Annotated in this window: 23 protein-coding genes; 19 read left to right on the top strand and 4 right to left on the bottom strand. The window is 69.4% G+C overall.

The genetic code is table 11. From position 1 onward, the window contains the following. Window positions 1-126: 126 nt before the first annotated feature. From guaB to ACLJOO_RS05280, 4 genes are all read left to right on the top strand, one after another. Window positions 127-1,641: an IMP dehydrogenase gene (gene guaB / locus ACLJOO_RS05295; RefSeq protein WP_131335104.1), complete on the top strand. Its 1,515-nt coding sequence runs from the start codon at window positions 127-129 to the stop codon at window positions 1,639-1,641. A 27-nt stretch (window positions 1,642-1,668) separates the two neighbouring features. Further along, window positions 1,669-2,775, top strand: a complete 1,107-nt coding sequence (locus ACLJOO_RS05290; RefSeq protein ID WP_131335103.1) for a GuaB3 family IMP dehydrogenase-related protein — start codon at window positions 1,669-1,671, stop codon at window positions 2,773-2,775. Then, a complete protein-coding gene (locus tag ACLJOO_RS05285) occupies window positions 2,772-3,482 on the top strand; it encodes an acyl-CoA thioester hydrolase/BAAT C-terminal domain-containing protein (RefSeq protein ID WP_410785685.1) in 711 nt (236 codons plus the stop codon). The genes ACLJOO_RS05290 and ACLJOO_RS05285 overlap by 4 nt, the downstream gene beginning before the upstream one ends. Window positions 3,483-3,619: 137 nt before the next feature. After that, window positions 3,620-4,018 carry a hypothetical protein gene (locus ACLJOO_RS05280; RefSeq protein ID WP_410785684.1) on the top strand — a complete coding sequence of 133 codons (399 nt, stop codon included), beginning with the start codon at window positions 3,620-3,622 and terminating at the stop codon, window positions 4,016-4,018. Here the strand turns inward: ACLJOO_RS05280 and ACLJOO_RS05275 are convergent. Next, window positions 4,015-4,581, bottom strand: a complete 567-nt coding sequence (locus ACLJOO_RS05275; RefSeq protein ID WP_410785683.1) for a TIGR03086 family metal-binding protein — start codon at window positions 4,579-4,581, stop codon at window positions 4,015-4,017. The genes ACLJOO_RS05280 and ACLJOO_RS05275 overlap by 4 nt on opposite strands. Before the next feature lie 45 nt (window positions 4,582-4,626). Next, window positions 4,627-6,075 (bottom strand): hypothetical protein, encoded by a 1,449-nt coding sequence (locus ACLJOO_RS05270; RefSeq protein WP_410785682.1) that lies wholly within the window; start codon window positions 6,073-6,075, stop codon window positions 4,627-4,629. A 91-nt stretch (window positions 6,076-6,166) separates the two neighbouring features. Here ACLJOO_RS05270 and ACLJOO_RS05265 point away from each other — a divergent pair, with 91 nt between their 5' ends. The 12 genes from ACLJOO_RS05265 to ACLJOO_RS05210 all read left to right on the top strand — a co-directional run bounded on the left by ACLJOO_RS05265 (window position 6,167) and on the right by ACLJOO_RS05210 (window position 21,200). After that, on the top strand, window positions 6,167-7,759 hold the full coding sequence (locus tag ACLJOO_RS05265) for a succinic semialdehyde dehydrogenase (protein ID WP_410785681.1): 1,593 nt from the start codon (window positions 6,167-6,169) through the stop codon (window positions 7,757-7,759). Between the two features lie 76 nt (window positions 7,760-7,835). After that, window positions 7,836-9,539, top strand: coding sequence for a GMC oxidoreductase (locus ACLJOO_RS05260; RefSeq protein ID WP_410785680.1), 1,704 nt, complete (start codon window positions 7,836-7,838; stop codon window positions 9,537-9,539). A 598-nt stretch (window positions 9,540-10,137) separates the two neighbouring features. After that, window positions 10,138-11,133 carry a biotin synthase BioB gene (gene bioB / locus ACLJOO_RS05255; protein WP_410785679.1) on the top strand — a complete coding sequence of 332 codons (996 nt, stop codon included), beginning with the start codon at window positions 10,138-10,140 and terminating at the stop codon, window positions 11,131-11,133. Between the two features lie 198 nt (window positions 11,134-11,331). Next, window positions 11,332-12,387: a tRNA (adenosine(37)-N6)-dimethylallyltransferase gene (locus tag ACLJOO_RS05250; protein WP_410785678.1), complete on the top strand. Its 1,056-nt coding sequence runs from the start codon at window positions 11,332-11,334 to the stop codon at window positions 12,385-12,387. A 54-nt stretch (window positions 12,388-12,441) separates the two neighbouring features. After that, a complete protein-coding gene (locus ACLJOO_RS05245) occupies window positions 12,442-12,786 on the top strand; it encodes a hypothetical protein (RefSeq protein WP_410785677.1) in 345 nt (114 codons plus the stop codon). Further along, window positions 12,779-13,684 (top strand): zeta toxin family protein, encoded by a 906-nt coding sequence (locus tag ACLJOO_RS05240; RefSeq protein WP_410785676.1) that lies wholly within the window; start codon window positions 12,779-12,781, stop codon window positions 13,682-13,684. The genes ACLJOO_RS05245 and ACLJOO_RS05240 overlap by 8 nt, the downstream gene beginning before the upstream one ends. An 86-nt stretch (window positions 13,685-13,770) precedes the next feature. Then, the gene (locus tag ACLJOO_RS05235; RefSeq protein ID WP_410785675.1) at window positions 13,771-15,084 is read left to right on the top strand and encodes an adenosylmethionine--8-amino-7-oxononanoate transaminase; all 1,314 of its coding nucleotides are present in this window, start codon (window positions 13,771-13,773) and stop codon (window positions 15,082-15,084) included. Beyond that, window positions 15,084-16,205 carry an 8-amino-7-oxononanoate synthase gene (locus tag ACLJOO_RS05230; protein WP_410785674.1) on the top strand — a complete coding sequence of 374 codons (1,122 nt, stop codon included), beginning with the start codon at window positions 15,084-15,086 and terminating at the stop codon, window positions 16,203-16,205. Before ACLJOO_RS05235 ends, ACLJOO_RS05230 begins: the two co-directional genes overlap by 1 nt. Then, on the top strand, window positions 16,202-16,858 hold the full coding sequence (bioD, locus tag ACLJOO_RS05225; protein ID WP_410785673.1) for a dethiobiotin synthase: 657 nt from the start codon (window positions 16,202-16,204) through the stop codon (window positions 16,856-16,858). Before ACLJOO_RS05230 ends, bioD begins: the two co-directional genes overlap by 4 nt. Then, window positions 16,855-17,913, top strand: coding sequence for a hypothetical protein (locus ACLJOO_RS05220; RefSeq protein ID WP_410785672.1), 1,059 nt, complete (start codon window positions 16,855-16,857; stop codon window positions 17,911-17,913). Before bioD ends, ACLJOO_RS05220 begins: the two co-directional genes overlap by 4 nt. A gap of 498 nt (window positions 17,914-18,411) precedes the next feature. Then, complete coding sequence (gene guaA, locus ACLJOO_RS05215; protein WP_410785671.1) at window positions 18,412-19,962, top strand: glutamine-hydrolyzing GMP synthase; 1,551 nt, start codon at window positions 18,412-18,414, stop codon at window positions 19,960-19,962. Between the two features lie 257 nt (window positions 19,963-20,219). Then, entirely contained in the window at window positions 20,220-21,200 is a 981-nt protein-coding gene (locus ACLJOO_RS05210; RefSeq protein ID WP_410785670.1) for an ArsR/SmtB family transcription factor, read from the top strand. On the opposite strand, the gene ACLJOO_RS05205 is transcribed toward ACLJOO_RS05210, so the two are convergent. Then, on the bottom strand, window positions 21,197-21,988 hold the full coding sequence (locus ACLJOO_RS05205; RefSeq protein WP_410785669.1) for a TetR/AcrR family transcriptional regulator: 792 nt from the start codon (window positions 21,986-21,988) through the stop codon (window positions 21,197-21,199). The genes ACLJOO_RS05210 and ACLJOO_RS05205 overlap by 4 nt on opposite strands. A gap of 70 nt (window positions 21,989-22,058) precedes the next feature. On the opposite strand from ACLJOO_RS05205, the gene ACLJOO_RS05200 reads away from it, so the two are divergent. From ACLJOO_RS05200 to ACLJOO_RS05190, 3 genes are read left to right on the top strand one after another with little or no spacing between them, the layout of a single operon-like run. Further along, window positions 22,059-22,892, top strand: a complete 834-nt coding sequence (locus ACLJOO_RS05200; RefSeq protein ID WP_410785668.1) for an SDR family oxidoreductase — start codon at window positions 22,059-22,061, stop codon at window positions 22,890-22,892. Between the two features lie 16 nt (window positions 22,893-22,908). Then, the gene (locus ACLJOO_RS05195; protein WP_410785667.1) at window positions 22,909-23,472 is read left to right on the top strand and encodes a DinB family protein; all 564 of its coding nucleotides are present in this window, start codon (window positions 22,909-22,911) and stop codon (window positions 23,470-23,472) included. Between the two features lie 47 nt (window positions 23,473-23,519). Beyond that, window positions 23,520-24,470: an SAM-dependent methyltransferase gene (locus ACLJOO_RS05190; RefSeq protein ID WP_410785666.1), complete on the top strand. Its 951-nt coding sequence runs from the start codon at window positions 23,520-23,522 to the stop codon at window positions 24,468-24,470. On the opposite strand, the gene ACLJOO_RS05185 is transcribed toward ACLJOO_RS05190, so the two are convergent. After that, window positions 24,404-25,198, bottom strand: coding sequence for a phosphotransferase enzyme family protein (locus ACLJOO_RS05185; protein ID WP_410785665.1), 795 nt, complete (start codon window positions 25,196-25,198; stop codon window positions 24,404-24,406). The two genes, ACLJOO_RS05190 and ACLJOO_RS05185, sit on opposite strands and share 67 nt — an antisense overlap. Between the last annotated feature and the right edge of the window lie 118 nt (window positions 25,199-25,316).

Genomic DNA, 25,316 nt, shown 5'->3' with positions numbered 1-25,316 from the left:
ACCGCGGCGGGCGGTTGCCTGTGTGGATGCCTGTGCGGTTCCTGTGGACGGCGGATTCGGGGCCTGGTGGCGGCGCGGATAGGATGGGGTTCCGTTGTCGCCGTACAAAAGGTGCTCGTTTTCCCCATGGACATCACCCCAGCTGGAGTTCCCGACAAGTTCGCCGTCCTCGGCCTCACCTTCGACGACGTACTGCTGCAGCCGAACGAGTCCGACGTCATCCCGTCCGAGGCCGTCACCCGGTCCCGGCTGAGCCGCAACGTCGAGGTGAACATCCCGCTGGTGTCCAGCGCGATGGACACCGTCACCGAGGCCCGGATGGCGATCGCGATGGCCCGCCAGGGCGGTCTCGGCGTCCTGCACCGCAACCTCTCGCTCGAGGACCAGGCCCAGCAGGTCGACCTGGTCAAGCGCTCCGAGTCCGGCATGATCGCGCAGCCGATCACCATCGGGCCGGACGCCTCCATCGGCGAGGCCGACGCGCTCTGCGCGCAGTACCGGATCTCCGGCGTCCCCGTGGTGGACGACGCGGGCGTCCTGGTCGGCATCGTCACCAACCGCGACATGCGCTTCGAGACCGACCTGTCCCGGCCGGTCCGCGAGGTGATGACCAAGCAGCCGCTGATCACCGGCCGGCAGGGCATCGCCGCCGACGACGCGATGGCGCTGCTCAGCAAGCACAAGGTGGAGAAGCTGCCGCTGGTCGACGAGGCCGGCAAGCTCACCGGCCTGATCACGCTGAAGGACTTCGTCAAGCGCGACAAGTTCCCGCTGTCCACCAAGGACGGCTCCGGCCGGCTGATGGTCGGCGCGGCGATCGGCTTCTTCGGCGAGGCCTACAAGCGGGCGATGACGCTGGTCGAGGCGGGTGTCGACGTGCTCGTGGTGGACACCGCGCACGGTCACTCCCGGGCGCAGATCGAGATCATCCGCAAGCTCAAGGCCGACCCGGCCACCCGCGGCGTGGACGTCGTCGGCGGCAACGTCGGCACCCGCGCGGGCGCGCAGGCGCTGGTCGAGGCGGGCGCGGACGGCGTCAAGGTCGGCGTCGGCCCGGGCTCGATCTGTACGACGCGGGTCGTGTCCGGCGTCGGCGTACCGCAGGTGACCGCGATCTACGAGGCGTCGCTGGCCTGCAAGCCGGCCGGTGTCCCGGTGATCGGCGACGGCGGCCTGCAGTACTCCGGTGACATCGCCAAGGCGCTCGTCGCGGGTGCGGACACGGTCATGCTGGGCTCGCTGCTCGCCGGGTGCGAGGAGTCGCCGGGCGACCTGGTGTTCATCAACGGCAAGCAGTTCAAGGCGTATCGCGGGATGGGTTCGCTGGGTGCGATGTCGTCGGCCGGCGGCCTGCGCAAGTCGTACTCCAAGGACCGCTATTTCCAGCACGACGGCGGATCCGACGAGAAGCTGATCGCCGAGGGCGTCGAGGGTCAGGTGCCGTACCGGGGCCCGCTGTCGGCCGTCGCGCACCAGCTGATCGGCGGCCTGCGGCAGTCGATGTGGTACACGGGCGCCCGGACCGTGCCAGAGCTGCAGGAGAAGGGCCGCTTCGTCCGGATCACCTCCGCCGGCCTGCAGGAGTCCCACCCGCACGACATCCAGATGACGGTCGAAGCCCCGAACTACTCGGGCCGCTGAGCCGCCTGCTACCGGTAAGGACACCAGATGACCGAGATCGAGATCGGCCGCGCGAAGCGGGGCCGGCAGGCGTACGCGTTCGACGACATCGCGATCGTGCCGTCGCGTCGCACGCGGGACCCAGAGGAGGTCTCGGTCGCCTGGCAGATCGACGCGTACCGGTTCGAGCTGCCGATCCTGGCCGCGCCGATGGACTCGGTGATGTCGCCGGCCACCGCGATCGCGATCGGCAAGGCCGGCGGTCTCGGCGTCCTCAACCTCGAAGGTCTCTGGACGCGGTACGAGGACCCGACCAGCCTGCTCGAGGAGATCACCAGCCTCGAGACGCAGCAGGCCACGCACCGGCTGCAGGAGATCTACTCGGCGCCGATCAAGCCCGAGTTGCTCTCCCAGCGGGTGCAGGAGATCCGCGACTCCGGTGTGACGGTGGCCGGTGCGCTGTCGCCGCAGCGCACCAAGCAGTTCGCCAAGCATGTCGTGGACGCGGGTGTCGACCTGTTCGTCATCCGCGGTACGACGGTGTCCGCCGAGCACGTGTCCGGCCAGGCGGAGCCGCTGAACCTGAAGCAGTTCATCTACGACCTCGACGTACCGGTGATCGTCGGTGGCTGTGCGACGCACCAGGCGGCGCTGCACCTGATGCGGACCGGTGCGGCCGGCGTGCTCGTCGGCTTCGGCGGCGGCGCGGCGCACACGACGCGGAAGGTGCTCGGGGTCGCGGTGCCGATGGCAAGTGCGGTGGCCGACGTGGCGGCGGCGCGGCGGGACTACATGGACGAGTCCGGCGGCCGGTATGTGCACGTCATCGCGGACGGCTCGGTCGGGCGGTCCGGTGACGTGGCGAAGGCGATCGCCTGCGGCGCGGACGCCGTAATGGTCGGTTCGCCGCTGGCCCGCGCGAGCGACGCCCCGGGCGGCGGGTACCACTGGGGCGCCGAGGCCTGGCACCAGGACCTGCCCCGCGGCGAGCGCGTCGAGGTCGGCGTGACCGGCACGATGGAGCAGATCCTGTTCGGCCCGTCCTGGGTCCCGGACGGCACGATGAACCTGGTCGGCGCCCTCAAGCGCGCGATGGCAACGACCGGCTACACGGAACTCAAGGAGTTCCAGCGGGTCGAGGTCGTCGTAGGTTGAGCACCGGCGTCCTGCTCCTGCACGGTTCCAGCGGTACGCCGGACCTGGATCGGGCCCGTCTGCTCGAGGCCGAGGGGTACGACGTACTCGCGCCGCACTGGCCGGTGACGCACGAGGTGCCGCTGGAGTCGTTCCCGCTGGCTGAGCTGGAGCACAACGACCGGCTGGTCCTGATGGGCAGCTCCTGGGGTGCCGAGGCGGCGTTGCTGCTCGGTGCGCTCGACGAGCGGGTGGACTCGGTGGTCGCGTTCGCCCCGAGCGCGTATGTGTGGGGCCGGACCCTGGAGGACGGCAGTCAGCGGTCGGCCTGGACCTGGCAGGGCGAGCCGCTTCCGTTCGTACCGTTCGACCTGGACTGGAAGCCCGAGGACAATCCGCCGAGCTACACCGGTCTGTATCGCCAGAGCTTGCAGGGCGCGCCGGAGCAGGCACGGATCCCGGTGGAGCGGATCCGTGACGTGTTGCTGGTGGCGGGTGGTGACGACAAGGTGTGGCCGGCGGTCGAGTTCGCCGAGGAGATCGTGCGACGTCGTGGCGACCTGACGACGCGGATGGTGACGGTCGCGGAGGCCGGGCACCGGGCGGTGCTGCCGGGTGAGCAGCCGAAGACTGCCGGGCAACGGATGGCGCGTGGCGGCACCGAGACAGCCGACCGTGAGCTGGGCGCCCGCGCCTGGACCGAGATCCTGCGGTTGCTCGCGGATTAGGTCCTGTCTGGTAATCCATCGCCTACTGCGGGGCACTCGGCACGGCACCTCCTCGCTACGGCGCTGGATTACCAAACAGGACCTGCCCGACGTGCTTCGAGTTCACCAGGTTTGACGGGTTCTGGAAGGATTGCGGCATGGGATTGTTCAGCCGTCGAAGCAGCCAGGACACGGACAATGTTGCCCTCGCCGCCGCGCGAGGCCAACTGTCCCCGGACGACGTGGATCAGGTGCGGTTCCTGATCACCACGAAGAAGGCGGTGCACGCGGTCAAGCTGATCCGTGACCGCACCGGCCTCGACCTCAAGCAGTCCAAGGAGCTGGTCGACGACATCCGCCTCGGGCGGTACGTGCCGCCGACGACCGGTACGCCGTTGGTCCGCCGCCCGGGCACCAACCTGGCCGAGCGCACCCGCGCCCTCAAGGCCGCGGGCGAACTCCACCAGGCGACCGCCCTGGTCGTCTCCGAGACCGGAATGACCGAGACCGAAGCCGGCCTCTTCGTCGGCGCCCTCCGCGCCGAACTCCAGGATTAGGTCCTGCTGCTCCACCCCGGATCGCGGCCGAAGGCGGCGAGCAGGGCCTCGGTAGGTTCGGTGAAGCCGTCGAGGTGCTCGCCGACCATCCCGGCCGATCGGTAGAGCTCCTCGCGCTTCGCGAACCAATCCGCGACCTCGCCCACGAGTTCGGGATCCATCCGCGGCGGTACGTCGATCGCGACGGCCAGGTCCCACCCGTGGATCAGGTGGTCCGCCGCGAGCTGCCGCAGGTACTCGTGCGGATCCTCGTCGCCGTACGACAGATGCACCTTGTCGATCGGCCAGGTCGCCGCGACCTCCGCCTCGCGGGCCGCGTACGACGCCGCGGCGGCCGGATCGTCCTCGAGCAGGTCACCGTCGAGCGTGTCCCCGACCTCGGCGATCGTCTTGCCCGCCATCAGCGGCACGGTCCAGCGCTCCTCGCCGACGACATGGTTCACCAGCGCCCGGACGTCCCAGTCCGAGCACGGCGTCGGCGCCGACCACTGATCGGCCGGCACCTCCGAGACCAGGTCCGCGAAGTTCGCGACCGTGCGATTGTGCAGTTCTACGACATCCATAACTCCCCCTCCCAGCGTCAGCGTCCGCCGGAGGGGGCCGGGACGTCAACGGCCGAGCTGGAGTTGCTCCGCGGCCTCGTGGGCGTGGTGGGACGCGGCCAGGTCGCCGGTGGCGGCGAGCAGGTTGCCGTGGTGCCGGTAGCAGGCCCCGGCCAGGTCCTTCATCAGCTCGTTGTCGTCGGCGTACGGGATCAGCGCGGTCGCCACCTCCGCGCACCAGCCGCCGAGGTCGAGCGCGATGTCGGTGCGCCCGGCCTGGAAGTACGCCTCGGAGATGTCGAGCAGCAGCTGCGCCCAGATCGGCACGTACATCTCGGCCTGGAACCGCATCCGGTGCGACTCCCGCTCGGACGAGATCGCGAACAGGTAGTGCGCCTCCAGCCCCAGCGTCAGCGCGGCGTTTCCGTCCTGCGACAGCAGCGGCTTCACCAGTTCGGCGAGCTCGGTCGCACGTTGCGCCGCGGACTCCGGATCCGTCCGGCCGGACACGGTCGCCAGCGTCATCCCGGGCGCGGGCTCACTCAGCGCCACCAGCCGGTGGTACTGCTCGAACGGCCCGAGCTTGATCTCCGCGTTCTCCAGCGCCGCGACCAGCGTCAGCGGCAACCCGCGGTCCAGCTCCTCGACCACGCGGGCCGCCGTCTCGGCGTCGGTGTCGTACGCCGTCCGCAGACAGGACTCGCCCTCCAGGCGGCCGACGATGCCGAGGTGCTTGCCCTTCCTGACCAGGGCGGCAACCAGCGTGCGCATGTCGGTCGCCGAGTCCGAGTCGGCGAGCGTGTCGGCCGTGGTCAGCCCGATCTCGTCCGCCTCGAGCGCAAGGTCCAGCCGTCCTTCGGCTGCGTGGACGTCGGCCGATACCGCGGTCGCCGTACACAGGTAGCGGGCGTACGACAGCGACTGCGGGCTCTCGTTGATCTGGTCCGCGAGTTGCAGGAACAGCTGGGTCGCCGCGTCCGCGGACGCGACCGCCAGCGCGGGGTCGCCGTACCGCCGCAGGATCAGCGCATTCATCGCGAGCACCCGGGCGAAGTCCGGCTGGTGCTTGAGACCGTCCTCGCCGCCGACGAGCTGGCCGTACGCGATCACCGCGCCGTCCATCTCCAGTACGGCGGTGGCGCCGTGACCGCGGTGCGCCTGGGTCATCGCGCGCCGGGCGCGGACGTCGGCCAGGAAGCAGGTCGCGTCGAGCACGCCGGCGTCCTGGAGCTCGGTGTACCCGAGTTGCGCCTCGTGCAGCGCGGCGAGTGCCTCCTCGTGCCGCCCGGACGCGTTCAGCGATCCGGCCAGCTCGTACTGGGTCGCGGCCATCAGATGCTTGGCCTCGTAGTGGTTCGGATGCTCCTCGGCGCGTGCCCTGGCCAGCTCGATGACCCGCTGCTGGTACGGCCCTGCCTCGTCGGCCCGGCCCTCCTCGATCAGCACCTGGGCTGTCTGCAGTGCCTCACCGAGCTCGTCCTCAGGAGGCGTCCAGAGCCCCCCGCTGTCCACCATCTGTACGTTCCACCCCTTCGCAGGTTCAGCGGATCAGCTTAACGGTCTCTTGATACTGACAGCCGCTATTACCGACAGGTAGCCTTTGTATATGAGCGAGCAAACCTCGATTCCCGCGGATCCGGAGCTCGACCCGACCGCGTCGTACGCGACCGATCAGTCGGTCATCCGTCGGTTGTCGGGGCTGCTGCGCGCTACGGCAGGCACCCGTACGACGTACGCGCCGGCCACCGGGCAGCCGATCGCGGACCTGCCGGTGTCGAGTGCGGACGACGTGGTCGCGGCGATCCGGGCCGCCCGGAGGACCCAGCAGACCTGGCGGCGGGTGCCGCTCGCGGAGCGCGCGGCGATCCTGTTGCGGTACCACGACCTGGTCCTCGATCACCGGCACGAGCTGGTCGACCTGATCATCCGCGAGTCCGGCAAGGCGCGGAAGCAGGCGTTCGAGGAGCTCGCGCACGTCGCGCTCACGGCGCGGTACTACGGCCGCAAGGCGTTCGAATTGCTCGAGCCGCAGCGCAAGCTCGGGATCTTCCCGCTGCTCACCCGCGCCGAGGAGCGGTTCGTCCCGAAGGGTGTCGTCGGCATCATCTCGCCGTGGAACTACCCGCTGACGATGGCGATCTCCGACGGTCTGCCCGCGATCCTGGCCGGCAACACCGTCGTCCACAAACCCGACAGCCAGACCCCGCTGACCGCGCTGCGCGGCATCGAGCTGCTGTACGAGGCCGGCCTGCCGCGGGAGGCCTGGCTCGCGGTGAACGGCGACGGCCCGACGGTCGGCGGCGCGCTGATCCAGAACGCCGACTACATCTGCTTCACCGGCTCGACGAAGACCGGCCGGCTGGTGGCGAAGCAGGCCGGTGAGCGGTTGATCGGCTGCAGCCTCGAGCTCGGCGGCAAGAACCCGATGCTGGTACTGCGGGACGCCGACATCAACCGAGCCGCGGAGGGCGCCGTACGGGCGTGTTTCGCGAACGCCGGCCAGCTGTGCGTCTCGATGGAGCGGCTGTACGTCGCCGACCAGGTGTACGACGCGTTCGTGACCGCCTTCGTGGACCGGGTGAAGAAGCTCCGCCTGAGTGCCGGCACCGGCTGGGACGTCGACATGGGCTCGCTGATCTCGAAGGCGCAGCTCGAGACCGTGACTCGGCACGTCGAGGATGCCCGTGAGCAGGGCGCCACGGTGCTGGCCGGAGGGAAACCGCGGCCCGACATCGGTCCGCTCTTCTACGAACCGACCGTCCTGTCCGGCGTCACCCCGGCGATGGAGTGCTTCGACAACGAGACCTTCGGGCCGGTCGTCTCGATCTACCGGTTCTCCGACGAGGCCGAGGCGATCCAGCGCGCGAACGAGGGCGAGTACGGCCTGAACGCCAGCGTCTGGACCCGCGACGGCCGCCGCGGCCGCGCGGTCGCCGCGCAGCTGATGGCCGGCACGGTCAACGTCAACGAGGGGTACGGCGCGACGTTCGGCTCGATCGACACGCCGATGGGCGGCATGCGGTCGTCGGGTCTCGGCCGGCGGCAGGGTGTCGAGGGCATCCGCCGGTACGTCGAACCGCAGGCGATCGCCACCCAACGGCTGATCCCGATCGCGGCTTCGCACGGGTTGTCCGACGAGAAGTTCGCCGAACTGATGACCGGCGCACTCCGGATCCTGAAGAAGATCGGCCGTCCATGACTGAGCGAAGCGAAGGAATCATCCAACGCAGCCGTGTTGGATCCTCATGTGCGCCCGGAGCGAAGCGAGGACGTGCATGAGGATCCACGACTACGACGTCGTCATCGTCGGCTCGGGCTTCGGTGGGTCCGTGAGTGCTTTGCGGCTGACCGAGAAGGGCTACCGGGTCGCCGTCCTGGAGGCCGGTGCGCGGTTCGACGACGCGGGGTTCGCGAAGAACTCGTGGGACAAGAAGCGGTTCCTGTTCGCGCCGAAGCTCGGGTGGTACGGCATCCAGCGGATCAGCGCGCTGCGCGACGTGATCATCTTGTCCGGCGCCGGGGTCGGCGGCGGCAGCCTGGTCTACGCGAACACGCTGTACGAACCGCTGCCCGCGTTCTACACCGACCGGCAATGGGCGCACATCACCGATTGGCAGTCCGAGTTGGCGCCGTACTACGACCAGGCGAAGCGGATGCTCGGCGTCACGACGTACCCGGGGTTCACGCCGGCCGACAAGGTGATGAAGCAGGTCGCCGAGGACATGGGGGTCGGGGAGACGTTCCACCCGACACCGGTCGGTGTCTTCTTCGGTGAGCCGGGTGTCGAGGTCGACGACCCGTACTTCGGTGGCGCGGGCCCTCGCCGTACCGGATGTATCGACTGCGGCGAGTGCATGACGGGCTGCCGGCACAACGCGAAGAACACGCTGACGAAGAACTACCTCTACCTGGCCGAGAAGGCCGGCGCGGAGGTCTACTCGCTGACCACGGTCACGTCGGTCGAGCCGCTCCCGGATGGCGGGTACGCGATCGACACCCGGCGTACGTCGAACAAGAAGGCCACCCGCCGGTTCACCGCGGGCCAGGTGATCTTCGCGGCGTCGGCGCTCGGTACGGCGAAGTTGCTGCACCGGCTGCGCGACGAGGGCAAGCTGCCGCGACTGTCGGACCGGCTCGGCGTGCTGACCCGGACGAACTCGGAGTCGCTGCTCGGCGCGATCTCCCGCGACACCGACGTCGACTACAGCCGCGGGGTCGCGATCACGTCGTCGTTCCACCCCGACGACATCACCCACATCGAGCCGGTGCGGTACGGGAAGGGCAGCAACGTGATGTCGCTGCTGCAGACCGTGCTGACCGACGGCGACGGGGACAAGCCGCGCTGGCGGACCTGGTTGCGCGAGCTCGGCGTCCAGCGGAAGAACATCCGGAAGCTGTACGACCTGAAGCACTGGTCCGAACGGACCGTGATCGCGCTGGTGATGCAGACCGCGGACAACTCGATCACGACGTACGGCAAGCGTGACCGGCTGGGCCGGTGGAAGCTCACGTCGAAGCAGGGGCACGGCGCCCCGAACCCGTCCTGGATCCCGGTCGCGAACCAGGTGGTCCGGCGGATGGCGAAGCTGATGAACGGTACGCCGGGCGGCACGATCGGGGAGCCGTTCAACGTGCCGATGACCGCGCACTTCATCGGCGGCTGCGCGATCGGCGACTCACCCTCGTCGGGGGTCGTGGATCCGTACCACCGTGTCTACGGGTACGAAGGCCTGCACATCGTCGACGGCTCGACCATCTCCGCGAACCTCGGCGTCAACCCGTCCTTGACGATCACCGCCCAGGCCGAGCGGGCGCTCTCGTTCTGGCCGAACAAAGGCGCCGCGGACCCGCGCCCGGCGGTCGGTGCCGAGTACCAGCGGATCCAGCCGGTGAAGCCCGAGCACCCGGTCGTCCCGACCGACGCCCCTGGTGCGCTGCGGCTCCCGATCATCCCGAAGCAGGCTGTGACGGATTCGTAACAGAACAGCGAGAAATAGCGCAAATGAAAAAGCCTCAGCAGTAAGTTGCTGAGGCTTTTCGCAAAAGGTCCGGAAAAGGGAGCAGGTCCCTCGGGAACGTTTCCGCCCAAATCGTTTCCCGAGGGACCCACTCAAGCCGGGGTGAGGCGCCCGGCGCTTTGGGATCGGGTCACCAACCATGGCTGGCGACCCGAGCTCTTGGTCACTACCTTACATCCGATTTCCAGGGGCTTTGGGCCTTGTGACCACTCTGCGTGCTGATCGTAATGATCAGCATTTGTAGCTCCTGGTAACCGGGTGGCGGTCTTCCTTGCGGTAACCGCCTCTGCACACATCAACGAGCCCATCTACGGGGGGTTACGAGGTTCCGGAGAAAAACCAGAAATCTTTTCCCGGGAAGTGCGGAGAGTGGCGGTGAGTCACTTCGGCCGCAGGTGTTCCACGTGACGCCCGCCGCAGCCCCGGCGTAGCCACCTGTCTTACTGTGAGCCGACCGTTCTGATGAGGCAGGAGAACCCGTGAGCGAGCGCAGCGAGCGAACAAAAAGCAGAGCCGACCTTGTCGCTCAGGCCGGAGCCGAGCGAAGCGAGGCGGAGGCGTGAGCGACATCCTGGACGTGGCACGTGCGCAGGTTCTGGAGCAGGGCACCGGGTTGAGCCAGGAGCAATTGGTCGAGGTTCTCAGCGTGCCCGACGACCGGCTGCCGGAACTGCTCGCGCTCGCGCACGACGTTCGGGTGAAGTGGTGCGGCGAGGAGGTCGAGGTCGAGGGGATCATCTCGCTGAAGACCGGCGGCTGCCCCGAGGACTGCCACTTCTGCTCCCAGTCCGGTCAGTTCACCTCGCCGGTGCGCGCGGTCTGGCTGAATATCCCCGAGCTCGTCGAGGCCGCCAAGGAGACCGCGAAGACCGGCGCCACCGAGTTCTGCATCGTGGCCGCGGTCCGCGGGCCCGACGCGCGGCTGATGAGCCAAGTGAAGGCCGGTATCGAGGCGATCAACGCCGAGGTCGACATCAACATCGCCTGCTCGCTGGGCATGCTCACGCAGGAGCAGGTCGACGAGCTGAAGTCCTGGGGTGTGCACCGCTACAACCACAACCTCGAGTCGGCCCGGTCGTACTTCGGCGACGTCGTCACCACGCACTCCTTCGAGGAGCGCTGGGAGACCTGCCTGATGGTGCGCGAGTCCGGGATGGAACTGTGCTGCGGCGGTCTGGTCGGGATGGGTGAGTCGCTCGAGCAGCGCGCCGAGCTGGCCGCCCAGCTGGCCGAGCTCGACCCGCACGAGGTCCCGCTGAACTTCCTGAACCCACGGCCGGGTACGCCGTTCGGCGACCTGGAGATCATGGACGGCAAGGACGCGCTGCGCACCATCGCCGCGTTCCGGCTCGCGATGCCGCGGACGGTTCTGCGGTACGCCGGCGGTCGTGAGCTGACCCTCGGCGACCTGGGGACCCGCGAGGGCCTGCTCGGCGGGATCAACGCGGTGATCGTCGGCAACTACCTGACCACCCTGGGCCGCCCGGCCACCGCCGACCTGGACCTGCTCGCCGAGCTGAAGATGCCGGTGAAGGAACTCCAGAAGACGCTGTGACGTACTGCGGCAGATGTGGGCGGGACCTGGCCGACAGCGGCCACGAGTCCTGCGTGCGGGCGCTCGCGCTGGAGCCCCCGCGGTACTGCGCGGAGTGCCGCCGGCGGATGGTCGTCCAGGTACATCCGATGGGGTGGACCGCGCGCTGCTCGGTTCACGGTGAGGTTGCGTCCAGCTGAGTCCGGCTAGGGTTGACGCATGTCCGACTCTGCTGCGCGCCTGCTGGTCGCCCTGTACGGGCCGACGTCGGCGGGCAAGACCGCGGTGTCGGTCGACCTCTGTCTGCGGATCCGGGACGAGCTCGGCCTGCAGCCGATGGTCGTCTCCGCGGACTCGCGGCAGGTGTACCGATACCTGGACATCGGCACCAGCAAGACGACGCCGGAGGAGATGCGGGGCATCCCGCACACGATGCTCGACGTCGCCGAGCCGGTCCGGAAGCTCGAGCTGGAGACGTTCGTCGCCGCGGCCCGCCGGGAGATGGAGGCCAGCTGGGCGGCCGGCGGAGTACCGGTGATCGTCGGCGGTACGAGCGTCTACGTCCGCTCGCTGCTCGAGGGCTGGGAGGTGGATGCGATCGCCGAGGCGCGGAACGCGGTCCGCCGCGACTTCCCGCGCAGCATGGCCGAGGACGCGTACGCCGTACTCACCCGGCTCGACCCGAAGGCCGCCGGGAAGATCCACGAGAACAACTACGACGCGATCGTGAACGCGCTGGCACGGGCCATGGGCAACGATCCGGAGCGGGCCGTCGCGCCCGCCACCCGGCAGGTCGTGTTCTCCGTCGACCGCCCGGCCGCCGAGATCGACCAGCGGGTCGCCGCGACCTACGACCGCCAGGTCGAGCTCGGGCTCCGCGACGAGGTCCTCGGACTCGACGAGCGGTACGACGTACTGACGCAGTACCGCCGCCTCGGCCAGAAGTCCCCGAACCAGGTCGTCCACACGCACGGCTACACGGAATGGTTCGACGTGGCACTCGACCGCGGTAAACCGGTGGAGAACCTGACCGGCGCCGACCTCGACGAGGTCCGCACCCGCGTCGTCGACCGCATCCAGACCCACACCCGCCGCCAGCGCGCGGCGATCCCCAAACTCACCGGCGTCCGGCCGATCCGCACCGCGTCCGACGCGTTCACCCAGGTCAAGAAGGCACTGGAAGCCGCTCCGGAGCCGACGGCCGGCCGCCGCTCCACCGCCGCCAGGCCGCACCGCTCGGCCAAGTCCTCGCGTCGGCGCGGATCGCTGCGCTGATTGGAGTCTGTAGCCGTTGTCGGGCTGACCCGAGGCGTCGGATATCGTCTAGGTGTGGTTAACCTTGCCGACCCGATTGTGCTCCCGGAGCTGGGTAAGGCGAAGTGGACACCCGCGCAGATCTTCGGGTACGAGATCGCCCTCGAAGGGGTCCGGCAGGCGATCGGGTTCTACGCCCAGCGGATCGCCGCGGCGGAAGCGGCCGACGAGCCCGATGCGGCCGCGATCGCGGCGTTGTGCGCCGACCAGGCGGCCTGGGCCGCCCGCGGCCGGGGCCTCGACCCGCTCGACACCAGCGCCGCCGCCCGCATCCGCAAGGAAGCCGACGCGCTCCTCAACGAGGACGAGGACCAGGGCAGTGGTGCCGAGCTGAGCGAGCAGGATGGCCGAGGTGACTGAGCAGGACCGGTTCCTGCTGAGCGAAGCCGACAACGAGCGGATCTTCCGCGAGCGGATCGCCCCCAGCCGGCTCACCGGTGTCCCGCAGGACCAGCCGGTGGTCGTCTTCGTCGCCGGCCAGCCCGGCGACGGCAAGGCCTCGATCACCGCGTTGGTGAAGGTCGCCCTGTCCCGCCGCGCGGATCCCGTCGTACTGAGCAGCTTCGTCCTCGAGGCGTACCACCCGCGGCTCAACGAGCCGATCACCGACGAGCCCTCGACGTTCGACCGGTACGTCGAGGCCGACGGCCGCCGCTGGCTGGCCCGCGCCGAGGAGCTGGTCGCCGCGCAGCGGTACGACGTGATCATCGAGACCGAGCTGGCCGACCCGGACGCGTTCGCGGCCTCGGCCCGCGCGTTCAAGGCCGCCGGGTACCACGTGGAGGTCGCGCTCCTCGCGGTGCACGAGGCCTTCAGCCGCCTCGGCGTACTGCAGCGGCACATCCGCGGGCTGGAGGCCTACGGCTTCGGCCGGATGGCCACGCAGCACGACGCCGGGTACGCCGGTGTGCTGCGGGCCGCCCAGCTGATCGACGACGGCGACTGGGCGGACCGCGTCGGCGTACTGCGACCGGACGGGCAGCTGATCTACGGCAACCAGCGCGACGACGACTGGCGGCAACCGGCCCGCACCGCCGACGCGATCACCTGGGAGCGCGAACGGACCTGGACCGTGGCCGAGTCCCGAGACTTCCTCGACGCAACCAGCGCAGTCGAACGCTTCGGCCTGGCCGCCCCGGTCCAGTGGATCCGGGACGAGGGCATCGATGGCGCCAGAGCCCTGATGGCACTGGCCAAACCACGACTCGACCCAGTGGCAGTAACCCTCCACATCGCAAAGGCCGGCACAGCGTTCTAGAGGCGCTGATCACATCGTGGCCACCTGCGGGGGTGGGCGGGGTTCGGAGCGATTACCGTTGTGAATCCTCAGGACGGAGGAGCGCGGTGTCACAGTCGGTCAATGGGTGGCTACAGCGGGACGCGGAGTTGCTCTGGCATCCGTACTCGTCGCTGACCGAGCCCTCGCCGGTGCGGGTGGTCCGGGGCGTGTCCGGCGTACGGCTGCAGCTGGACGACGGTACGGGCGGGACTGTCGAGGCGATCGACGCGATGGCGTCCTGGTGGTGCATGATCCACGGCTACCGGAACCCGGTGCTGGACGCCGCGCTGAAGCGTCAGGTGGACGAGTTCAGTCATGTGATGTTCGGTGGGCTCACCCACGAACCGGCGGTCCGGCTGGGCGAGCGGCTGGTGGAGATCACGCCGGAGCCGTTGCGGCACGTGTTCTTCTGCGACTCGGGCTCGGTCTCGGTCGAGGTGGCGATCAAGCTCGCGCTGCAGTACCAGGTTGCGCGCGGCAACCATGGGCGCACGCGGATGCTGACCGTCCGCGGCGGGTACCACGGCGACACGTTCGCGCCGATGAGCGTGTGCGACCCGGTCAACGGGATGCATTCGCTGTTCACCGGCGCGCTCAAGGAGCAGGTGTTCGGTCCCCAGCCGCCGGCCGGCTTCGACCGCCCGTCCGCCGACCCTGAGCTACAGTCCTGGGCCGACGCAGTGACCGCACTGGCCGCGCACCATTCGGATGAGATCGCCGGGATCATCGTCGAACCTGTTCTGCAAGGCGCGGGCGGCATGTACCCGTACAGCCCCGCCTGCCTGCGCATTCTCCGTGAGCTCGCCGACCGGCACGGCTTCCTGCTGATCTTCGACGAGATCGCCACCGGGTTCGGCCGCACCGGCACGCTGTTCGCATCCGAGCACGCGGGCGTCGACCCCGACATCTTGTGTGTCGGCAAGGCACTGACCGGCGGTTATCTGTCGCTGGCCGCGATGCTGTGTACGACGGACGTCGCGCACACGGTCTCCAACGGACCGGGTGGTGCGTTGATGCACGGCCCAACCTTCATGGCCAACCCCCTCGCCTGCACGGTGGCCCTCGCCTCGATCGACCTGTTGTTGTCCCAGGACTGGGCTTCTCGGGTGGCTGCGATTTCTGCAGGGCTGTCGTCGGGGCTTGCGCCGGCGCGTGAGTTGCCGGCGGTGAAAGACATACGAGTGCTCGGAGCGGTCGGCGTCGTACAGCTCGGTGGGCCGGTGGATCTGCCGCGGCTGACCGAGGCTGCGTTGCGCCGTGGGGTCTGGGTGCGGCCGTTCCGCGATCTCGTCTACACGATGCCGCCGTACGTCTGCACCGACGAGGACATCGCAGCCATCGGCGCGGCGATCGTGGGTGCGGTCGAGGAGGCAGGGTGATGCTGGAGGACTGGCTCGCTCCGAAGGCGGCCGCGCTGGAGGCCCGAGGCCTGACCCGGCGGCTCAGCGCCCGGGCCGCGGACGGTGACCTGATCGACCTCGCGGGCAACGACTACCTCGGTCTCGCCCGCGACCCGCGGGTGGTGACGGCCGCCGCCGACGCCGTACGCACCTGGGGCACAGGCTCCACCGCGTCCCGCCTCGTCACCGGTACGACGGAACTTCACGAGCAGCTCGAATCCGCGCTGGCGGCGTACGCCGGGCAGGGGTCCGCGCTGGTGTTCTCGTCCGGGTATCTCGCCAACCTCGGTGTCGTCACCGCGCTCGGCGGACCGGGGACGTTGCTGGTCTCCGACGAACACGTGCACGCCTCGCTGGTGGATGCCTGCCGCCTGGCGCGGTCTCGCGTCGAGGTCGTCCCGCACAACGACGTCGACGCCGTCGAGAAGGTACTTGCCGAGCGCAACGAACCTCATGCGGTGGTGATGACCGAGTCGGTGTTCAGTGTGCTCAGCGACGAGGCGCCGCTGCCCGAACTCGCCGCGGTCGTCCGCGCGCACAGCGCCGTACTGCTGGTCGACGAGGCCCACGGGTTGGGGGTCAGCGGCAACGGTCATGGTTCCGTGCATGCGGCGGGTCTCGCTGGGCTGGAGCACGTCGTCGTCACGATGACGCTGTCCAAGTCCCTGGCCTCCCAGGGCGGGGTCGTGCTGGGTCCGCCGGTGCTCCGTGAGCACCTCGTCAACCGGGCACGTCCATTCATCTACGACACCGGTCTGAACCCGGCCGCGTGCGCCGCTGCCCTTGCCGCGTTGCAGGTTCTGCAGGCGGAGCCCGACCGTCCCGCGGCGATCCATGCGGCCGCGGCGCGGCTGGCGGCTGCGTGTGACGTGCCGCCGTCGCGTGGTGCGGTTGTTTCCGTTCCGATGCCGGGTCCGCGAGAGACCGTCCGTGCGGCCGAGCTGTGCCTGCGGGACGGCGTACGGGTGGGAAGTTTTCGGCCGCCGTCAGTCCCCGACGGCATCTCCCGGTTGCGGCTCACCGCGCACGCCGGGTTATCCGCCGCGGATCTCGATCGCGCGTGCGCAGTGATCGTCGACGCGATCGGGGTGGTCTCATGATCACCTTCGTCACCGGGACCGACACCGAGATCGGCAAGACGATCGTCACGGCCGCGCTCGCGGTGCGCGCCGGGGAGTCGGTCGCGATCGTCAAGCCGGCCCAGACCGGCGTCGGCCCCGACGAACCGGGCGACCTGGCCGAAGTGGTCCGGCTCACCGGCGTGACCGCGTTGCACGAGGGCGTCCGGCTGCCCGAGCCGCTCGCGCCCACCACCGCCGCCCGGCGCGCCGGGATCGCGCTGCCGTCGGTCGAGGAGTACGCCGCATCCATCGACGACCTCGCCCGCGAATACGACTCCGTGCTGGTCGAGGGTGCGGGCGGACTGCTCGTCGGGCTCGATGCCGATGGCAACAACCTGGCGGATCTCGCCGAGCATCTGACGTCGCCGTTCAGGTTCGTGGTGGTGACGCGCGCCGGGCTCGGCACGCTGAACCACACCGGGCTGACCGTCGAGGCGCTGCGGTCGCGGGAACTGCCGGTCGAAGGGCTGGTGATCGGCTCGTGGCCGGCCGAGCCGGACCTCGCCGAGAGCTGCAACCTGGAGGATCTCCCGGCGACGACCGGCGTCCCGGTGATCGGACGGATCCCGGCCGGCGCCGGCACCTGGACCCGAGAGGAGTTCCGGGCCGCCGCACCGGGATGGTTCGCGTGAGTGGGTGTCCGGCTCGGTACGACGAGACGCTCGGGTACTGGGTTGTCGACGACCCGGCGCTGGCGCGGGAGGTGCTGCTCGACCCGCAGACGTTCCGCCCGGACAACGCCGTACTCGCCCACACGCCGCTGTCCGTGAAGGCGCTCCGGGTCCTGTCCGCCGTCGGCTTCGCGCTGCCGCCGACGCTGGCCAACAACGCGGGGGAGTCGCACCGCCCGATCCGCGCCGCCGTCGCCCGCTTCTTCAGCCCCGCCCGCGTCGCGGCCGCCGAACCGCTGACCCGGGAGCTCAACACCTCCCGAGTCGCGGCTGCTTCTGCAGCTCTCGCGGACGGCCAGCAGCTCGACCTGGTGCAGGCGATCGCCGCGGAGCCGCCGGCCCTCGTCGTACTGCACCTGCTCGGCCTGGCGGACGTCGACGTACCTGCGCTGAAGGCCTGGAGCCTGGACTCGCTGGAACTCTTCTGGGGCTGGCCCGACGAGGACCGGCAATTGGAGCTCGCACACAGCGCGGCCGAGTTCTACGCCTGGCTACGCGCATGGACAACGGCCGCCCGGAAGGCTCCGGGTGACGATCTGTTCGGTGTGCTGGTTGCACTGGGGCTGACCGACGAAGAGGTGTGCGCGGTCGGCTACTTCCTGCTCATCGCCGGTCAGGAGACCACAACCCAGCTGATCTCCACCGCGTTCCAGCGCTGTCTGGACGGTCCCGGCACGACGGTGGAACAGGTCCTCCAGGAGGCGTCGTCGGTCCCCACCTGGCGCCGGATCACCGCCGAGCCAACGACCCTGGGCGACGTGGACCTCCCAGCCGACGCACCCGTTCTACTCGGCCTGACCGGCCACGGCGGCCCCGCCGACCTAGCCTTCGGCATCGGCATCCACCGCTGCCTCGGCGCCGCCCTAGCCCGAATGGAAACCCAGGTCGCGCTGGACTGCGCGCGGGGACTGCTGAGCGGCGTACGCCTCGTCGAGCCCCCGCCGATGATCGACCTGCTCTCGTTCCGCGCTCCCGCGCGGTTGCTGGTGGCTCCGCGCCACAGTCGGCGTACGTAAGTTCGTGGGGGCGTCGACCAGAGCGTTCGCCTTGATCGACCGAGGGAGCTGGGAAACTTTTCGCCACCCAGCGATGTTTTCTCTCCCCGCCGCGAGGAGTCCGATGCACTTGCACCGCAGGCCACTAAGCTTCTTAGTGAAGGCGGAGGCAGGTCTCTCCGTTACATGAACACCTGAGGGCCCGTCGGTCTATGCCGACGGGCCCTCAGCATGTCTCCGGAGCTTGAAGTGTCTTCGGGGCGTAACTATCGGTAACACGGTGGACAACTGGCGTCGCTAGCGTCGGGGTTTGTGAGTTCAGCCTCTCGGTGTCGTGTGCGGTTGTGGTTCGGTTCGCATCTGATCTCGGACTACATCGGTGATCAGGCCGGTGCGGCTCGGTACGAGGCTGCTATGCGGCGGCGGTTTCCGGGGCTGGAGGTCACCAACGACCTGTTGCCGGTGACCGGTCGAGCCGCGGATTACAACCCTGCTGACCTGCACCGATAGGCTTTGACGGTGGCAGAGCATGAGTTGGTCCTAGTAGTCGATTTCGGGGCGCAGTACGCGCAGCTGATCGCGCGCCGCGTGCGCGAGGCGAAGGTGTACTCCGAGATCGTGCCGCACTCGATGCCGGTCGAGGAGATGCTGGCGAAGGGGCCGAAGGCGATCATCCTGTCCGGCGGGCCGCAGTCGGTGTACGCCGAGGGCGCGCCGCGGGTCGACTCCGGGCTGTTCGAGGCCGGCGTACCGGCGTTCGGGATCTGCTACGGCTTCCAGGCGATGGCGCAGACGCTCGGCGGCGAGGTCCGGCGTACCGGACTGCGCGAGTTCGGCCGGACGCCGGTCACGGTGAGCGAGGCCGGGACGCTGCTCGCCGACATCCCCGAGGACCTCAACGTGTGGATGTCGCACGGTGACGCGGTGCACGCGCCGCCCGCCGGGTTCGCCGTACTCGCGGCGTCCGAGGGCGCGCCGGTGGCGGCGTTCGAGGACCTGGACCGGCGACTGGCCGGCGTGCAGTGGCACCCGGAGGTCCTGCACTCGCAGGCCGGGCAGGCCGTGCTGGAGCACTTCCTGTACGAGATCGCCGGCTGCAAGGGCGACTGGACGACGAGCAACGTCGTCGAGGAGCAGGTCGCGCTGATCCGCGAGCAGGTCGGCGACAAGCAGGTGCTGTGCGCACTGTCCGGCGGTGTCGACTCCGCGGTCGCGGCGGCCCTGGTGCACAAGGCGATCGGCGACCAGCTGACCTGCGTGTACGTCGACCACGGTCTGCAGCGGGCCGGCGAGTCGGAGCAGATCGAGAAGGACTTCGTCGCCGCGATCGGGATCCGGCTCGAGGCGATCGACGCCGAGGAGCAGTTCCTGACCGCGCTGGCCGGGGTGACCGACCCGGAGCAGAAGCGCAAGATCGTCGGCCGCGAGTTCATCCGGACCTTCGAGGCGACCGCGCGCAAGGTGGACGCCGAGCGGCACATCGAGTTCCTGGTCCAGGGCACGCTGTACCCGGACGTGGTCGAGTCCGGCGGCGGCGCCGGCGCCGCGAACATCAAGTCGCACCACAACGTCGGCGGGCTGCCCGACGACCTGCAGTTCAGCCTGATCGAGCCGCTGCGGACGCTGTTCAAGGACGAGGTCCGCGAACTCGGCCTGGCGCTCGGCCTGCCGGAGACGATGGTCTACCGGCACCCGTTCCCGGGCCCCGGCCTGAGCATCCGGATCATCGGCGAGGTCACCCGCGAGCGGCTGGACATCCTGCGCGCCGCGGACCTGATCGCCCGCACCGAGCTCACCGCGGCCGGTCTCGACCGCGACATCTGGCAGTTCCCGGTGGTCCTGCTGGCCGACGTACGGTCGGTCGGCGTCCAGGGCGACGGCCGCACGTACGGCCACCCCGTCGTACTGCGCCCCGTCACCAGCGAGGACGCGATGACCGCCGACTGGGCCCGCCTGCCGTACGACGTGATCGAACGCATCTCGACCCGCATCACCAACGAAGTCGACGAGATCAACCGCGTGACCCTCGACGTCACCAGCAAGCCCCCGGGCACCATCGAGTGGGAGTAGTGAGGCCCTGGCCGGTGACCCAGCGCCTACTGCGGGGCACTCGGCACGGCACCTCGCCGCACGGGGGCAAAGGCCACGATGCTCCGCATCGAGACCTTGGCCCCCGCACGCCGATGCACCGCACCGAGCACCTCCTCGCGACGGCGCTGGGTCACCGGCCAGGGCCAACGTCACGGTGGGTGACCCCTGAGGCTGTTACGGTCATCGTGTTGCCCGTTGACCACGGCGGGTGACTTTCCTCGGGGGAGGAGACCGTGGTGTTCCGCGTTCATTTCGAGTGTGCGGATCTGGCGAGGACGACGATCGCGCAGGAGCCCGATCCGTTGTGGGAGGTCCTGCTGGGTCTCCACGTCCTGCAGACCGACGACGAGCCGGAGACATTCGGCACCTGGCGGGAGCGGGCGAGGGCCCGGCTGAGCGCGCTGGAGCAGGAGCTGCTCGCGCTGGCGCCGCCGGTGGGGTATTCACCGGATTTCCTGACACCGCGCGCCGCGGGTCAAGGACTCGAGGCGGGGCTGGCGGCGATCGCCGCCACACCGCCTGGTCAGCTGAGATCCGAGTTGGGCAGGTTGTCGGACAGCGTGCGGCTACCGGCCTGGAGCCGCCGGCTCGCGGCTGGTGAGAACGGCGTGATGACCCGGCTCGTGCACGGGCTGCGGACGTTCCACCGGACCAAGATCGCGCCGCAGATGCCGATGATCGCGCCCGCGATCGAGGCGACCGTTGCCAAGCACAACGACACCGTCGCCAACGACGGGTTCGAGTCGCTGATCCCGCAGCTGCACCGGACACTGCGCTGGGAGGCGCCGGTGCTGTCCGTCGATATGCCGCACATCGACCGGGACCTGCACCTGAACGGCCGCGGGCTGCGACTGGTGCCGTCGTTCTTCTGCTGGAAGTACCCGATGATGCTGCTCGATCCGGCACTGCCGCCGGTGCTGGTGTATCCGGTACGGCACGCCGGCCGGCCCGAGGCCGTCGTACGGCACGCGGACCGCGATCGCGCTGTGGCCGACCTGCTCGGGAAGACCAGGGCACGGGTGCTGAAGAGCATCTCGAGCGGCGCATGCTCGACCAGCGAACTGGCGGCCCGAGCCGGCATCTCACTGGCCTCGGCCAGCGAACACGCCCGGATCCTGCACAACACCGGCCTGGTCACCACCCACCGCATCGGCAGCTCGGTCCGCCACATGCTCAACCCGGTCGGCGCCGACGTACTGACCGGGGCCCGCACCTAGGGCTGGATGCCGTCGAGCAAACGGTCCAGGCCGTAGCGGTAGGAGTCGGCGGCGGCTTCCCGGGTGCTCGACTGGTAGCCGTCCGCGTGCCAGATCGTGGTCATCGCGGGGTGCCGGTCGACGTCGAAGTACGTCTCCCACAGGTCGTTCCGCTCGTACCACCAGGCGTCGTTGGTCTGTCCGGTCGCGCGCTCGACCAGTTGACTCTCCGCTTCGAGGCTCGCCGCGGAGTCGACGTACGTCGTGATTGCGAGCGCGGCCGTGTTCGTCTCGAGCGCTCCGAGTCCGAGGCCGAGCAACGCGGACAGGAGGTACTCGCGACCCGCCAGCATGCCCGGTCCGACCGGTGGGCGGACCGTCGAGACCTGTGACAACCACAGGTGCCGCTGGAACATCGCACGGGTCTGCTGGGAGTAGAGCTCCACCTGCTCCCGCCAGTCCTCCGGCCGTGGCTCACCCGGGCCTGGGAGCTCCCGCTCGCCGAGCACCTGGTCGACCATCAGGTCGAGCAGCTCGTCCTTCGACGGCACGTACGTGTAGAGCGTCATCGTGCCGACCCCGAGCTCCTTCGCGAGACCGCCCATCGACGCCGCCGCCAGCCCCTGGTCGTCGGCGAGCTGGATGCCTGCCTGGACGACGTCATCGACGTTCAGCGACGGACGCCGGCCCGCGCCGCGCTTCCTCGCCACCCCGTCGGCGGGCTCGTCAACCGTCGGCTGGCGGTGGTTGCGCCACAGCAACGCCAGCGTTTTGTCCGGCTGCCCCTCACCACTCCGCCGCTCGCTCACGGGCCAACGATAGGCGCAGTCTTGAATTCTCGTATACCCTACGAGAATTCTGATCGAGAGGGGATTTCAGATGACGATCCTGGTGACGGGCGCGACGGCGAGTGTCGGGCGGCTGCTGGTCGACGAGTTGGTGGCGGCGGGTGCGCCGGTGCGGGCGTTGACCAACAAGCCGGCCCGGGCCGCGCTCCCGGATTGCGTGGAGGTCGCGCGCGGATACCTCGGCAAGCCGGAGACGCTGCCCGCGGCGCTCGCCGGCATCGACACCGTGTACCTCGCGCCGCTTCCGGCGTACGTCGACGACTTCGTCCGCTGTGCGCGGGACGCCGGCGTGCGGCGGGTCGTCGTACTGTCGGGGGAGCCTGCGGAGTACGAGGCGCAAGGGGATCCGTCGACGTGGCACTACTACCGGATCGAGCGGGCGATCGAGGCGGGCGGCTTCGACTGGACGTTCCTGCGGCCGGGGCAGTTCATGAACAACACGCTCGACTGGGCTCCGTCGATCAAGGCCGACGGGGTCGTGCGGGCGCCGTACGCCGACGCGGTGCAGACGCCGATCGACCTCGCCGACATCGCGGCGGTGGCGCGGGTGGTGCTGCTGTCGGAGGAGTACGGCGGGCAGAAGATCACCATGAGCGGACCCGAGGGGATCACGCCGCCGGAGCAGGTCGCGTGGATCTCGGAGGCGATCGGGCGGGAGGTGCGGTTCGAGGAACTGACACCGGATGAGTACGTCGAGGGGCTGGCGCCGGTCATCGGACGAGAGACGGCGCAGTGGCTGCTGGACGGTTTTCGGATGATGGCGGAACACCCGATGAAGCCGGAGCCGGCGGTGTTCGACCTCACCGGCCGGCCGGGTACGACGTACCGCGAATGGGCCCGCGCCAACGCAACGGTCTTCGGCTGAGGCATGATGCGCGGTTGTGAAGGAAAATCTGCACGACTACCTCCGTAAGGCCCGCGAGGCGATGGTCTGGAAGCTCGACGGGCTCGGCGAGTACGACGTCCGCCGGCCGCTGACGCCCAGCGGGACCAACCTCCTCGGCCTGGTCAAGCACCTGTCGATCGTCGAGGCCTGGTACTTCGGGAAGACCTTCGACCGGCCGTTCGCCGAAGAGTTGCCGTGGTGGGACGACGACGCCGAACCGAACGTCGAGATGTGGGCGACCGCGGACGAGACACGCGCCGAGATCGTCGACCGGTACCAGCGGGCGTGTGCGCACGCTGACGCGACGATCGAGGCGCTCGACCTGGACGCGCCGGGCCAGGTGCCGTGGTGGCGCAACCCGTCGGTGACGCTGCACGGCATCCTCGTCCACGTACTCGCCGAAACCAACCGCCACGCAGGCCACGCCGACATCCTCCGCGAACAACTGGACGGCGCGGCCGGCATGAGCCCGACCAACTCGAACCTCCCGGAGCAGGACGCCGCCTGGTGGGCGAACTACCGTGACCGCGTGGAAGCGGCCGCCCGGGCTGCCGTCTGACTGTCGGTGCCGGGTGCAAGGGTGGTGCTCCTCGAGGAAGGCGGAGCATGAATTCCATCAGGCACGACGGAGACACCTGGGATCTGGCATCGAGCGTCGGCGCGACCGCGACCCTGGCCGCGACGGCCCGGGCGATCGCGACCCGCGCGGACAGCCGTCTCATCGACGACCCGTTCGCCGAACCGCTCGTCCGGGCGGTCGGTATCGACCTCCTCGCCCGGCTGGCGTCCGGTGAACAGCCTCCCGGCGAGTTGGTCGATCGGGTCACGATCGACGGAGCCAAGGTACGGACCAAGTTCTACGACGACTTCTTCCTCGAAGCGACGAACGCAGGCATCACGCAAGCCGTGGTCCTGGCCTCGGGGCTGGATTCCCGTGCCTACCGACTGCGCTGGCCCACCGGGACCGTGGTGTACGAGCTGGACCAGCCCGACGTGATCGAGTTCAAGACCCGCACGCTGGCCGAGCTGGGCGCCGTACCCACCGCTGAGCGCAGGGTGGTCCCGGTCGATCTGCGCGACGACTGGTCCACCGCGCTTCGCGCCGCCGGGTTCGACCCGTCCGCGCAGACCGCATGGTGCGCCGAGGGCCTGCTGGGCTACCTGCCGCCCGAGGCGCAGGACCGCCTCCTGGACACCATCACCGAACTGAGTGCGCCGGGCAGCCGGGTGGCGACCGAAAGCCGGCCCAACCCGCGGCCGGGCGACGACGGCAAGACGAAGGAAGGCCTGAATCAGATCTCCGAACGCTGGCGCGCGTACGGTTTCGACCTCGACCACACGAAGCTGCGCTACTTCGGCGAGCGCAACGAGGCCGCTCCCTACCTCACAGACCGCGGTTGGGCGCTGAACGCCTTCACCACCCGGGACCTCCTCGCCGCCAACAACCTCCCACCCCTCGAGGGCGACGCATTACGCATGGGCGACCTCCTCTACGTCAGCGGCGTACTCAACAGCGGTGCCGAGGTGGACCGGCGTTCGACGTCCAATCGAACCTGACGAAGCGCCGCGAAGGCTGCGACCGCCGCCTGATCCTCAACCGGATCGGCGGCATTCACCCGCCGCCAAAACGCGATGCCACTGCGAAGACGCGCTCGAATCAGCGGAATCAACGCATCCGACGGCCGGACCGGGCCGCCGGCCCGCTGGTACTCGCTCAGAAACTCCCGCGCATGGTCCAAGTCCAAGGCATCGCCGGCGGGAGACTTCCCGAACTCCCAGACCGACCAGGCCAGCTCGTTGATCAGCGGGCCCCATTCAACCTCGTCCCAATCGACCACGCCGACGATCCGCCCGTCACGGCACAGCACGTTGCCTGGAAAGAAATCCCGATGCATCCACCCGACCGGCTCGTCGCCGTTGTGGCCAGGCCACGAGCGCAGCCACTGATCCAGCTCACGATCCGGAAACAGCCGCTGGGCCTCGGAGTCATCAGGTTCTGGAGGTACGCCCTCGCCCAGACTGGGAAAAGCGCGCGCAGAGATGTGCAGCCTCGCCAACAGACGAGCCGCCTGCCGACGCTCAACAGGATTCTGTCGGTCCAGCGGTGCACCCATCACGAACGGCCAGACAGTGATCGGCTGGCCTTGCCACAGAAACGCCGCCTCACCATCAGACGCCACCAGCGGCGCGATCACCTCAGGGACCTTGCCGGCGAACTCGGCGGCAACCCTGCAGGACCATTGCTGCTCCGGCAGCCCGTAGTACTGGGAGAGCCGGATCGCCACAGACGGTTCCGAGTCAAGTCGCCACAGCTTGCTCGCAGTCCCGCCGCCGATCGCCTCCGCGTGCTCGGCCACAACGCCGTACCGGTCGCGAACTTCCGCCAGTAGCGCCTCAGGAACA

It is taken from the genome of Kribbella sp. C-35 (assembly GCF_046549195.1).
GTDB lineage: Bacteria > Actinomycetota > Actinomycetes > Propionibacteriales > Kribbellaceae > Kribbella.
The sequence above is the reverse complement of the archived record's forward strand: the minus strand, read 5'-3'. Positions and strand labels throughout refer to the sequence as shown.